The following is a 13126-nucleotide window of genomic DNA, read 5'->3' on the forward strand; positions in this document are numbered from 1 at the left end:
ATTAAGTGTCACCAGTTGATGACCGGGAGCTGAAATTTTAACTCGCTAAAACATCATATTTAGTGATGGATTGCATAATGATAATCCAATAGTTTCTGCCAGCTAAATCCCTTATGATAATGTTGATTCGTCGTTCTAAACGCATTCGCTTTACATACAGGGAATTACTGTGTCATCAATCATTTCCATCAAAAATTTAAATAAACGTTACGATTCCGGCTTTCAGGCTCTAAAAAATATTAATTTAACCATCCAAAAAGGCGAGATATTTGCCCTGCTTGGCCCCAATGGTGCCGGCAAAACCACTTTAATCAGTACCATTTGCGGTATTGTTAATCCAAGTGACGGTGAGATCCTGGCCGATGGTCACAATGTGGTCAGCAATTTTCGCGCCGCTCGCGCTAAAATCGGTTTAGTGCCACAAGAAATCAGCACCGATGCTTTTGAAAGTGTTGAATCCACGGTTTCCTTTAGCCGAGGCCTGTTTGGCAAGCCCGCCAATCCCGCTTATATCGAAAAAGTCCTGCGTCAATTAAGTTTGTGGGATAAACGTCATTCCAAGATTATGGCGCTATCTGGCGGGATGAAACGTCGGGTAATGATTGCCAAAGCCCTGTCTCATGAGCCGGATATTCTCTTTTTAGATGAACCCACCGCGGGAGTGGATGTCGATCTGCGGCGTGATATGTGGGAAATGGTACGCGGTTTGCGCGAAAACGGGGCCACCATTATTTTAACCACCCATTACATCGAGGAAGCTGAAGAAATGGCCGATCGCATCGGTGTGATCAACAAAGGTGAAATAGTACTGGTGGAAGACAAAAAAGTCCTGATGCACAAATTAGGCAAGCGTCAGCTCACGCTACAATTGCAAACACCGCTGGATACCATTCCTGCCGAGTTACACAGTTTGCCACTGGAGCTGGTTAATGAGGGTAACGAGCTTATTTACACCTTCGATACCCAAAGCGAGCATACCGGCATTGCCGAGCTACTCAAAAAACTCAGCGCACACGGCATCGATTTTAAAGATCTGAATTCCACCCAAAGTTCGCTGGAAGACATTTTTGTTAATCTAGTGAGGGCCAAATAATGAATTTTTACGCAATCAAGGCTATTTATAAATTTGAAATGGCCCGTACCTTTCGTACCTTAATGCAAAGCATTGCCTCACCGGTATTATCCACTTCGCTGTACTTTGTCGTTTTTGGTGCGGCGATTGGTTCACGCATGGGTGATATCGACGGGGTTAGCTATGGTGCCTTTATTATTCCCGGTTTAATGATGTTAGCGTTACTCAGCGAAAGTATTTCGAATGCCGCTTTCGGGATATTTTTCCCTAAATTCTCCGGCACTATTTACGAAGTATTATCGGCGCCGGTATCACACCTTGAAATTGTGATGGGCTATGTGGGTGCAGCCGCCAGTAAGTCGATTGTATTAGGTTTACTCATCCTTATTACTGCACGATTTTTTGTGGATTACGATATTCAACACCCATTTTGGATGTTCTCATTTTTAGTCCTTACTGCGGTTACCTTCAGTTTATTCGGCTTTATTCTCGGCATATTGTCGAATAACTTTCAGCAATTACAGGTAGTGCCATTGCTGGTCATTACTCCGTTGACCTTTCTCGGTGGCAGTTTCTATTCCATCAGTATGCTGCCGCCACTATGGCAAAAAATCACCCTGTTTAATCCGGTGGTATATCTGATCAGCGGTTTTCGCTGGAGTTTTTACGGTGTTTCCGACGTGCATATCGGTATCAGTGTGGGCATGACATTGTTGTTTATGCTGATATGCCTGACCTTTATATGGTGGATCTTTAAAACCGGTTACCGTTTGCGTCAATAGTGTTACAATAAGCCTATCGATTAGAGGCATCCTTGTATAAGGGTGCCCTCATCCAATTTGATTTAGAAGGCTATGACAACACGCATTTCCAGCGCCGCCAATACCGTTCCATTCATCCCCCAGTTAGCGCTATTGCCTGTCTGTCCAACACAACTGCCCTGCCCCAAATTCTTAAACTTTAGTGGAAAAAATCATGAAACGTATCGTAATCGTAGGCGGTGGTGCCGGGGGATTTGAATTAGTCACACAATTAAGTCGTTATTGTCGTAAACACGCCATGTTAGAGCTGGTATTGGTGGATAAAGTCAGAACGCATATCTGGAAACCACTGATGCACGAAGTCGCGGCGGGTGTCATCAATAAAAGTTCCGATGGTGTGGATTATCGTATGCATGCCAGTCGTAATGGTTATGAATTTCAACAAGGCACCTTAACCAATCTCGACGCAACTGCACAAACGATCACGCTCGACGCCTATCACGATGAAAACGGCCAGTTGATCCTGCCAGAAAGGCAAATTAACTACGATATTTTAGTACTGGCGATAGGTAGTGTTAGTAACGACTTTGGCACCCCGGGCGTCAAAGAATATAGCTACTTTCTGGATTCATTGGCGCAGGCGGAACGTTTTCATCGGGCGCTGATCAATCAGCTTTTACGGATTAATCAACCAGAAACCAAACAAAACATTCTTAAAATATCCATTGTCGGTGCAGGTGCAACCGGCACCGAACTGGCAGCCCAGTTGCATCATGTCGCTAACTTGTCCAAAGCGTATGGCATGCCGGAAATGTCGGCCAAACGGATCCAGATCACCATTATAGAAGCGGGCTCACGCATATTACCCGCCCTGCCCGAACGCATTGCTAATGCGGCCAAACAGGCATTACAGAAATTAAATATACGCATTCTTGAAGACACCCGCGTCATCCGTGCCCAGCAAGACGGTTTTGTCACCAGCGAGGATGAACTGATTGAAAGTGATCTAATGGTTTGGGCAGCAGGGGTAAAAGCGCCAGATATTATTAAACAACTGGATTTGTTCGAGCTTAATCGTTCCCAGCAAATATTGGTTAAACCCAGCTTACAAACCAAAACCGACGACCATATTTTTGTGCTTGGAGATTGCTGTGCCTGTGAACAGGCCGACGGTTCCTGGGTACCACCACGAGCGCAATCTGCTCATCAAATGGCCTCCTTGGTATATAAGAATATTATCCATCAACTGAACGGCCAACCGCTGAAAGACTACGTCTATAGTGACTATGGTTCGCTGGTACATTTAAGTAAGTACAGTACCGTGGGCAGCTTAATGGGCAATTTGTCCAATAGCAGTATGTTTGTGGAAGGAAAACTGGCACGACTGGTTTATACCTCGTTATACAGCATGCACCAAATCGCCATTCACGGCTGGTTAAAAGGGATGCTAGTCATGCTCAGCCGTAAAGTGGGCAATATGGTCAGTACCAAATTAAAATTGCATTAATTTGAACATTCAGGGAGCTTAGGCTCCCTTCTCGTTAGCCAAGGAAGGCGTGAACAACACCGGGTTATCCTTTACATAATCAACAAAACAATGCTATTAACCCCTTATCTTGTCTAAATGGCTTAACACAATGAAATTTAAACCTTTTTATATACTTGTCAGCTTAATCTGCTCACCGGCTTTTGCATCAGACTGGCAACCGCTGCTGGATAAAAACCTGAGTCACTGGGATACCTATTTAAGCTACAAACATAAAGAAACTTATAATGGCGACATACCACTGGATGATAATGGTAAACCTATTGCCCCTATTGGTTTTAATACCGGTAATGATAAATATCAGGTGTTTACTGTTATTGAGCAGGATAACCAGCCAGTACTGAGAATTTCGGGTGAAATTTATGGTGCCGTCACCAGTAAACAATCCTATCGCAATTATCATCTCAAATTACAATTTCGCTGGGGGCAGAAAAAGTGGCCTCCCCGTGAGAACAAACTCAGAGATAGCGGAATTTTATATCATGCCATTGGGGAACATGGACAAGAATATTTTCGCTCCTGGATGTTATCGCAAGAATTTCAAATTATGCGTGGCCATATGGGCGATTACTGGAGTCAGGCCACGTCAGCCATCGATATTCGCGCCTATTTACCCGAGTCCATCATGAACCCGGTGGCGGACGAAACTCAGCCGTTTATCAAGGTGGGGCAAGGTGAGAACATTGCCGGATTTGTGTTACGTAAAGAGAATGCTGAAAAGCCCTTTGGCCAATGGAATACGCTCGAACTGATCTGCTTTGAAGGCCAAAGCCTGCATATCGTCAACGGTCAGGTCGTCATGGTACTGAAAAACTCCCGCTATCTAGACAACGGAAGTTACACCCCATTAGTTGAAGGTAAAATTCAGCTGCAAAGTGAAGCGGCAGAAGTGTTTTATAAAAATATTGAAATAAAAACACTGGATAAACTGCCCATCCGCTATAGCAAACTGTTTAACTAATTACGCTAGCTGTTGGTGCTTCTCTTAGCCTAACTTAATATCGTTGTAGCATAGTCGGGAGATGCGAAAAGGATCACCCGACTTGAAAATGCTGCCCCAGTTGGCTTATATACTGTTGATAAAATCAACAATCTATAGCAGATAGGGACGTTAATATGTTAACGGAAGATGCGGAAAGTCATATTAGTTGGCTGGTTTCGGCCAGACCACTGACAAACCGGCAAGAATTATCGGCAAAAAATGAAATCCTGACAGATACGTTACTGTTTGGCCGATTTGCCGATCCTAGACGGGTGTCTCCACTTGACGAAACCCAATGGGTGGACGAACTGAACCAGACACCCCATTCCGATTTTGTATTCTATATCCACGGATTTAACAATCCGCCCTATAAAAAAGTACTGCAACGGGTAGAAAATATTAGTCACCAATTGCACCTTTCGGGGTTAAACAACTTTAAAATCATTCCATTTTTCTGGCCGACGCAAAAAGATGCCATGCCGGTGAACAATTATTTTCAAGATCAACGATGGGCCGACTTAGCAGCCGAGCTGGTCAAAACCTGTTTATTACCCGTTACCCGTCTTTTAACCAACTGCCGCGTGCATATTGTCGCCCACTCCATGGGCGCGCGCTTACTGCTACACAGTTTAAAAGATACTGATTACCAACATCTCTCCCAACTATTTTTGATTGCGCCGGATATTGAAAATGAGGCTCTGGAAAAAGGCAACGAAGGAGAAATATTCAGCACAACCTTCGATCAGGTCACGGTATTTTATGCCAGAGATGATCTGGCATTACGCACCAGTGTGGTGGCGAATATGGTCAACAGAATCGTATCCAGACGCTTAGGCCAATCGGGACCGGAAAACCCGCACCGATTACCCGACAATGTACAGGCCATTGACTGCGATAAAATCAACTTCTCGCTGGACAGAATTAAGGGACACAGTTACTTTGTCACCAAGAACGAACAAATCACCCCGGTGGTTCGCATTATCGGTGAATCACTTAGAAGCATCAATATTGACCCCACGTTGCCACAAAACCACAACGACAACATGCCAGGCAACACCGATTACACCAGAAGGTAAAACAATGCTTATCATAACTAAAACTCGTCTGGCAGCACTGTTGTTTGCATTCGTCAGTGTTATCACCTTCAGCCCCACCTTGCTGGCCAATAATCAGCCGCCCCAGACAACCATTAGCCGCGACGATATTCTCAATACCCACGACTTAATCACGGGAGTAAAACACGCCGTATCCACGGGTGATTTGGACGCGATTAACCAATGGCAACACAAAGCCGCCGAGGTAGCCAAAGCCGCGGGCCTGACACAAGCAGATATTGACTATATCCAATCTGCTTATGTGAAAAATTATTTAGTCTTTAATGCAAAACGCAGTTTATTTAATGATGCTGTCGAGCAGGCATATTACACCTTAGGTGATATTACCCAGATCAAACAACGTTACCCCGAGGCTAGCGATTTATTTAGCCAAGCTGACCAACTTATCCTTGAGCGGGATAACTTAATCCACAACATAGCCAAGGAACTGGCCAACGGTAAACCCGTTACCAATAAAATAATCCAACAGGCAGAGTCCCAATTTATATCTCGCTTTAGTCATAAGCGACTTCAAAAAAGCCACTAGAAAACCAGTAAAAACAAATAAAACAAGTAGTTACCTCATCACTTTATTCACATTAACGCTAGTCGTCTTTACACTGCGTTTACATATCATCGGTTAACTTACCACCCGTATATATGGGTATGCATTGACATACCCAATATCCCCGCAATTCACTTGAGCTGGTCAATTTATCACCATATTATGCGCGCCCTAAACGCGACAACTGATTAATTATTAACCACTTGTAAAATGAAAACAGCGACATTTAAATTATTGGCCTCTTTTACAGTCAGGCAACCCCAGAGTTTACTTCTGGCGGTGTTGGCGTTTTGCTGTTTTCCTGCTCAATGTGACAATGTGGCACAATCTGTCGTATCTAAATTGAACAGCATTCAAATTATTCGGGGCATCGATTATCAGACTCAAAAATCTAACGGTTTGAATAAACTGGAATCCGGCAAGTTTATTGGTTACTCGCATAAACTGGGTGACAAAAATCTGCTGGATTTTTCAGTTAATACCTATTTATATACCGATGACGCGAATGATTCGGTGGAGTGGATAATTGGCGTAGAGCACGAGAATTTAGTGATCAATTACTACAATAATCAGGTAACCAACAATCAATATGTGGAAGTTATTTCCCGCTATCCGGTTAACCATTCACTCAGCATTAATGGCTATATGAGCAATAATAATGATGGGCATCAAATTAGACGGGATTATGCCGTTGCTGTTGCCTACTTTCATACCAAAGATCTGGAAATTGCGGCAGGCTATTCAGACCGCGAAACGCACGCCCAACTCACTGATGGCAATATTTTTGTTAATGTTGTAGGTCACTTTTAATTTTTTACCCCACGCTAGATCACCGTAAAAGCCTTTCCTAAGACCATTCAGTACTTAACATTTTTTATTCAAAGCCGTCTTTGTGACCAATATTAAACGCGGGTGACAGTCCGTTGATTAAACGGGCAAACCATTAGCGGTAAACAATGCCTGAAAAGAGAATTAAATTTGATTTAATAATTGGGATATTCGGGGAAGAAGATTAATTGGTCGGTGTGATAGGATTTACTCCGCACATCCTGTGCTTCGCCCTTCGGGCCGCGCTAAAGCGCGTTCAAATTCGTTCCCGACGAATTGGTGAACACGACGTGACCGCTTCGCGCTTATGTCGTAGGTTCATTAGAATTCTGGCTGTGGAATTTATTTTAGAGAAAATCGAGGAAGAAGATTAATTGGTCGGTGTGATAGGATTTGAACCTACGACCCCTTCACCCCCAGCGAAGTGCGCTACCAAGCTGCGCTACACACCGACCGAAGGCGCATAGTGTACTCATTTATGCTTTCAATGCAACGGATTAGATTAGGCAAACACACTGTTTGCCTAAAGCTTGAGCAATTAAGGTGGAATTATTGGCCGTTATCACTGCCATCCGCGTCGATACGACTGGCGATGGCGCCGTCCTGTCCGCGGTACTTCGCGTCTAAGCGGGAGTTGTAAGGTTTTTCAGCGGAACCTGACATTATTTCAAAACTGACGGCACCGATTTTCATCATTGGCTTAAGTGCCAGTGGCAATTTACCACCATTGAAAAATTCCAGGACAATATTGCCTGACCAGCCCGGATCGATGCGGTGCGCGGTAACATGCACCATCAAACCTAATCGCGCCAAAGAGGAGCGTCCATCCAACCAACCGACAATATTATCCGGTAGCGTAATAGATTCATGGGTAACGGCTAATGCCAATTCACCCGGGTGCAAGAAAAACGCTTTACCTTCGTCGAGAACAATTTCATCACTCATGACTGAATTGAGTGCCGCCTGCATGGACTCTTTAGTGCCACTTAAATCGATATAGGGAGCGTGATGATCCTGAAATACCCTGAATTTGTTGCCTAAGCGAATATCTACCGTTACACCACTGATCATATCGTTCGCTGGAGCAGGATTAATGGCGATTTTCCCTTGTTGTAAATAGTTGACGATGTCTTTATCACACAGGCGCATGCATTTCGCTCTTATTAGTTAGGTTAGATGGGCTAAAAAATTAATCGCGTCATTATACTCATGCCGATAAAAAATACACCTACCATAATTCAGCGACGTGCAACGAGCTTCGAGTGGTGAGCAACTCCAACAGCATTCGTCCCAAATACTTACCGTTTTTGTAGCTTAGGTTCGCAAGTTGTAATAGCGTCACTCAGGACAGATTCTGAACCGCTATTTTCTGACCCGGTTTTAATGATTGTAAATAAAGCTGTTTAGCCATAGCACGTGCAGCGTCCCGATAACTGACGCTTAACGGACTATCTGGTTCACTCACCAACAATGGTGTGCCGCTATCTGCGTGTTCACGGATCACAATATCCAGTGGTAACTGTCCAAGTAATTCAACATGATGATTTTGGGCCAAACGCACGCCCCCTTCACTGGCAAATAACATTTCTTTATGACCACATTGGCGGCACTGGTAATAACTCATATTTTCCATAATCCCTAATACCGGTACATCTACCTTGTTAAACATACTAATTCCTTTTAATGCATCAGCCAGCGCAATATCTTGTGGTGTCGTCACTATGACCGCACCACTGACCGGCACACTTTTCGATAAAGTAAGCTGAATATCCCCTGTCCCCGGTGGCATATCAATAATGAGATAATCCAGTGTGGGCCAGGCCGTTTCCATAAGTAATTGTTGTAATGCCTTGCTGGCCATAGGTCCGCGCCAGATGGCGGCATCTTCGGCAGGCACCAGATAACCGATGGAATTGGCCACCAGACCATGAGATTGCAACGGCTGCATATGTTTACCATCGTCACTATCCGGCTGGGCTTTAGGGTTGCCCAGCATAATCGGAATAGACGGACCATAAATATCCGCATCCAGAATTCCCACCGTGGCCCCTTCCTGCAACAACGCAAAGGCCAGATTCACTGCGCTGGTAGACTTACCCACTCCACCTTTACCGGACGCAACCGCAATCACATTTTTAATACAGGGAATGGGCGGATTATTGGTGGGCAGCGGCATAATCGATTGACTAATATTCAGCTCGATTTTATTCAGTTCGCGAGTTTGTAGCCATTGGCTAAGGAGCTTATTCAATTTACCCAGTTGTGAACTGGCAGCAAACGGAATATCAATGAGCAGTTTATTATTTTTGGCGGTTAACCACCCCGCCACTCCAGCAACTGGAATGGCATAAAATTGGGCGATTTCAGTCTGAATTTGGCTGACTATTTCATCGGTTAACTGTTTTTTGCCAAAAATCATGGTTTTCTCCGGTTAGATATACAAATTTGTCGATGCAAAGCGTGGTGGTTTTCGGTAACATTCGCCACCTCTTTATTAGCTATGGTTTCCTGCAACTACTATGACCCAGACACAGCGCAAAATTCTTGTTACCAGTGCCCTTCCCTATGCCAATGGTTCTATTCATTTAGGCCACTTACTTGAGCATATTCAAACTGATATATGGACAAGATTCCAGCGCATGCGCGGTCATCAATGTTACAGCGTCTGTGCCGATGATGCACACGGCACGCCAGTGATGTTAAAAGCGCAGGAACTGGGTATTACTCCGGAAGAAATGGTCAGTCGCACGCGCGCTGAACATCATCAGGACCTGATGGATTTCGGGGTCGATTATAACAACTACCACGTCACACATTCAGATGAAAATCGTGAAATTTGTGAATTAATTTATAACCGTCTGGATGCTGCCGGTTATATCGTTAAACGTACCATCAGCCAGCTATTCGACCCGGAAAAGCAAATGTTTTTACCGGATCGTTTTGTCAAAGGCACTTGCCCTAAATGTGGTGCCGAAGACCAAAACGGCGATAGCTGTGATGTGTGCAGCGCCACCTATAGCCCGGTCGAGATGAAAAATCCCCGTTCGGTGGTATCCGGTGCCACACCGGTATTAAAAGATTCGGAACATTATTTCTTCGATTTACCGCAGTTTTCTGACATGTTGCAAGACTGGATGAAAAGTGGTGCGATCCAAACCGAAATGGCCAATAAACTGCAAGAATGGTTTGCCGATGGTTTGCAACAGTGGGACATCAGCCGGGATGCGCCTTATTTTGGTTTTGAGATCCCCAATGCACCGGGTAAATACTTCTATGTATGGGTTGATGCGCCTGTCGGCTACATGGCCAGCTTTAAAAACTTCTGCGATAACAATAATGTCGATTTTGACGAGTACTGGAACAAAGATTCCAGTGCTGAGTTGTATCACTTTATCGGTAAAGATATTACCTATTTCCATTCACTGTTTTGGCCAGCCATGCTCGAAGGTGCGGGATTCCGCAAGCCAACTGGGGTTAATGTACATGGTTTTATTACCGTAAACGGCGCCAAAATGTCTAAATCAAAAGGGACCTTTATTAAGGGCCGTACCTTTTTAGAACATTTGAATCCGGAATATTTGCGTTATTACTACGCCAGTAAACTGAATGATAGCGTGACAGACATCGATCTAAACTTTGAAGATTTCGTGTTAAAAGTGAATGCGGATCTGGTCGGTAAAGTCGTCAATATCGCCAGCCGTTGCGCCAGTTTTATTACCAAACGGTTTGATGGCAGCTTATCGGCCAATGTACTGGATCAGGATTTAGTTGATCAGTTTCAGCAAGCTTCCAGCACTATTGCTGAAGCCTTCGAGAAACGCCAATATAACCGTGCCATCCGCGATATAATGTCACTGGCGGATAAAGCCAATCAGTTTATTGATGCCAATGCTCCTTGGGTCAGCATCAAGCAGGAAGGGAAAGAACAATTTACTCACGAGGTATGCTCATTAGGCATTAACCTGTTCCGTATTCTGGTGACCTATTTAAAACCGGTATTACCGACCATGGCCAGCCAGGCCGAAGAATTCCTTAACGACACCTTGAGCTGGGATAGCGCGCAAACTGTGCTGACGAACCACCCTATCAACAAGTTTAAGCCGTTAATGCAACGAGTAGATATGGATAAGGTTAATGACTTGATTGAAGCGTCCAAGGAAGACTTGCAAGCAACACAAGCTGAAAAAGCCGATCCTGATAGTGAACTGGCTAAAGATCCTATTGGCGAGACCATCGAATTTGCCGATTTTGCCAAAGTCGATTTACGCGTCGCATTGATTGCCAAAGCCGAACATGTGGAAGGCGCAGAAAAATTGCTGCGTTTGGAACTGGACTTAGGCAGCGAAACCCGTCAGGTATTTGCCGGAATTAAATCCGCTTATGCCCCAGAAGATCTGCAAGGTAAACATACCTTGATGGTGGCCAATCTGGCCCCTCGAAAAATGCGCTTTGGATTATCCGAAGGCATGGTGCTAGCCGCAGGCCCCGGTGGTAAAGATTTATGGATTATGGAACCTCATGCCGGTGCTAAACCGGGTATGAAGGTAAAATAATTAAGCTGCGGGGCTAAGACCAAAAACGAATTGGCGTCATCTCCGCCTGTGGTTAGCGGGGATGTCGTCTTTTAGCTCGCTGCTCAACGTTGTTTAACTAATGACCATCCCGATGCCAGGCTTGTACGCTGGCTCCTACGGGGGAAAATTGACGGCCAACTTTCCATTTAGGTTTAATCATTGTCAGGGTTGATTCGCGTTTTTTAGCGGTGATCACATAAATCGAACCTAATAACGGTAAATACTTTTCACCAAACATTTGCCACGAACTCGATGGCATGGATTGTCGTTCAAATAAGATCTCACTGTGCAACATCCGCTGATCACTGAGGATTTCAAAACCTAACAACTGTAGCCAGTCTTTGATTCGGCCAGCGGAAAAAAACCTAGCCTGGTGCAACACACTGTCGCCTTTAAACGGTAATAAACGACCAATTCCGGCAAAGCTAAAAGGGTTAAACCCACTGATCACCAGATGACCATTAGGGATAATCGCATAGTTAATTTCACGCAAAATTTGATGAGGATCAGCAGCAAAGTCCAGTTCATGAGCTAAAACAAAGGCATCAATGGAGTTTTCTTGATAGGGTAAAGATTCAGATAACGACAATAATCTGGAACCATTATTCATTTTACAAGTCTGTAATATTCGATGCTGAATTGGACATTCGCTTAAGTCAAGTTGACAACTAAGATCGCCCAATTGCACCATGTGATAACCAAAAAATTGGCGACACTTACGCTTAATCACTTGTTCTGTTAATTGCGCAATATGCTCACCCAGTGGCAATTGTTGCCAGGAACGAGGATAGACAGGTTTATCAGATAAATATGCTGGTTTCATTTTTAAATACTGAATCAACTCTTAAAGGTGATATAAACTGATGATGAACTCAAGTATGCCGGAAGTCACCCCTATTCGTGCATTTACAGATAATTACATCTGGTGCATTCAGCAAGGCAAGCATTGTGCGGTTGTTGATCCAGGTGATGCCAAACCGGTACTGGCCTATTTGCAAGAGCATCAATTAACGCTTACCGATATACTCATTACCCATCACCATGCCGACCATATTGGTGGCTTATCCGAATTATGCCAAGCCTTTCCCGACGCTAAAGTATATGCCGCCAATCGCGAACGTATTCCTCATGTTGATTATTGTCTAAATCAAGCCGACAACATTGAACTTAACGGGTTAGATTTGCAATTTGAAGTTTTCGAGGTACCCGGACATACCCGCGACCATATTGCCTATTATGGCAATATCGGCTTGTTTTGTGGTGACACCTTATTTTCTGCCGGCTGTGGGCGATTGTTCGAAGGGTCCCCAGAGCAAATGTTTGATTCATTACAAAAACTGACCCGATTACCGGCAAATACCAAGGTTTATTGTACTCATGAATATACGTTAGCTAATTTGAATTTTGCTGTCACCGTCGAGCCGAATAACCCGCAACTCACTGACTATCTCTTTGAAGCAAAAGCGATTCGCGCTAACGACAACCCCACCATTCCGACGTCAATAGCACAAGAATTGCGCATTAATCCATTTTTGCGTTGTGACCAAGTTGAGGTGGTTCAGCACGTATCACAATACGCTGGACGGGAGTTAAGTACCGAAAAAGATGTGTTTGCTGAACTGCGGCGCTGGAAAGATCAATTTTAACCCGTACAATGTATGAGAATATCAAAATAAGTTAGTATTGAATTATTAAGCGCGGTTT

General features: G+C 44.2%; 12 protein-coding genes and 1 tRNA gene. 9 read left to right on the plus strand and 4 right to left on the minus strand.

Translation table 11 applies throughout. The features are described from left to right. Positions 1-169: 169 nt before the first annotated feature. The 7 genes from ACTD55_RS01655 to ACTD55_RS01685 all read left to right on the plus strand — a co-directional run bounded on the left by ACTD55_RS01655 (position 170) and on the right by ACTD55_RS01685 (position 6830). On the plus strand, positions 170-1093 hold the full coding sequence (locus ACTD55_RS01655; protein WP_438862560.1) for an ABC transporter ATP-binding protein: 924 nt from the start codon (positions 170-172) through the stop codon (positions 1091-1093). Continuing rightward, entirely contained in the window at positions 1093-1854 is a 762-nt protein-coding gene (locus ACTD55_RS01660) for an ABC transporter permease (RefSeq protein WP_438862561.1), read from the plus strand. The genes ACTD55_RS01655 and ACTD55_RS01660 overlap by 1 nt, the downstream gene beginning before the upstream one ends. Positions 1855-2047: 193 nt before the next feature. Continuing rightward, complete coding sequence (locus ACTD55_RS01665) at positions 2048-3340, plus strand: NAD(P)/FAD-dependent oxidoreductase (protein ID WP_438862562.1); 1293 nt, start codon at positions 2048-2050, stop codon at positions 3338-3340. 130 nt (positions 3341-3470) lie between these two features. Continuing rightward, positions 3471-4340 carry a 3-keto-disaccharide hydrolase gene (locus ACTD55_RS01670; RefSeq protein WP_438862563.1) on the plus strand — a complete coding sequence of 290 codons (870 nt, stop codon included), beginning with the start codon at positions 3471-3473 and terminating at the stop codon, positions 4338-4340. Between the two features lie 155 nt (positions 4341-4495). Continuing rightward, on the plus strand, positions 4496-5437 hold the full coding sequence (locus ACTD55_RS01675; protein WP_438862564.1) for an alpha/beta hydrolase: 942 nt from the start codon (positions 4496-4498) through the stop codon (positions 5435-5437). Positions 5438-5441: 4 nt separating this feature from the next. Further along, the gene (locus ACTD55_RS01680; protein ID WP_438862565.1) at positions 5442-6002 is read left to right on the plus strand and encodes a hypothetical protein; all 561 of its coding nucleotides are present in this window, start codon (positions 5442-5444) and stop codon (positions 6000-6002) included. Positions 6003-6338: 336 nt separating this feature from the next. Continuing rightward, the gene (locus ACTD55_RS01685) at positions 6339-6830 is read left to right on the plus strand and encodes a hypothetical protein (RefSeq protein WP_438862566.1); all 492 of its coding nucleotides are present in this window, start codon (positions 6339-6341) and stop codon (positions 6828-6830) included. Between the two features lie 393 nt (positions 6831-7223). On the opposite strand, the gene ACTD55_RS01690 is transcribed toward ACTD55_RS01685, so the two are convergent. The 3 genes from ACTD55_RS01690 to apbC all read right to left on the minus strand — a co-directional run bounded on the left by ACTD55_RS01690 (position 7224) and on the right by apbC (position 9267). Further along, a tRNA-Pro gene (locus tag ACTD55_RS01690) sits at positions 7224-7300 on the minus strand. A gap of 97 nt (positions 7301-7397) precedes the next feature. Then, on the minus strand, positions 7398-7997 hold the full coding sequence (gene dcd, locus ACTD55_RS01695) for a dCTP deaminase (protein WP_438862567.1): 600 nt from the start codon (positions 7995-7997) through the stop codon (positions 7398-7400). 193 nt (positions 7998-8190) lie between these two features. After that, positions 8191-9267 carry an iron-sulfur cluster carrier protein ApbC gene (gene apbC, locus ACTD55_RS01700; RefSeq protein WP_438862568.1) on the minus strand — a complete coding sequence of 359 codons (1077 nt, stop codon included), beginning with the start codon at positions 9265-9267 and terminating at the stop codon, positions 8191-8193. Positions 9268-9367: 100 nt separating this feature from the next. On the opposite strand from apbC, the gene metG reads away from it, so the two are divergent. Continuing rightward, positions 9368-11401, plus strand: coding sequence for a methionine--tRNA ligase (gene metG, locus ACTD55_RS01705; protein WP_438862569.1), 2034 nt, complete (start codon positions 9368-9370; stop codon positions 11399-11401). Positions 11402-11498: 97 nt separating this feature from the next. Here the strand turns inward: metG and ACTD55_RS01710 are convergent, their stop codons facing one another. Beyond that, positions 11499-12245 carry a methyltransferase domain-containing protein gene (locus tag ACTD55_RS01710; RefSeq protein WP_438862570.1) on the minus strand — a complete coding sequence of 249 codons (747 nt, stop codon included), beginning with the start codon at positions 12243-12245 and terminating at the stop codon, positions 11499-11501. Between the two features lie 40 nt (positions 12246-12285). Between ACTD55_RS01710 and gloB the strand changes: the two genes are divergently transcribed. Next, positions 12286-13068: a hydroxyacylglutathione hydrolase gene (gloB, locus tag ACTD55_RS01715; protein WP_438862571.1), complete on the plus strand. Its 783-nt coding sequence runs from the start codon at positions 12286-12288 to the stop codon at positions 13066-13068. The last annotated feature ends 58 nt before the right edge of the window (positions 13069-13126 follow it).

Origin of the sequence: Neptunicella sp., from assembly GCF_048268085.1 — a bacterium.
Classification (GTDB): domain Bacteria; phylum Pseudomonadota; class Gammaproteobacteria; order Enterobacterales; family Alteromonadaceae; genus Neptunicella.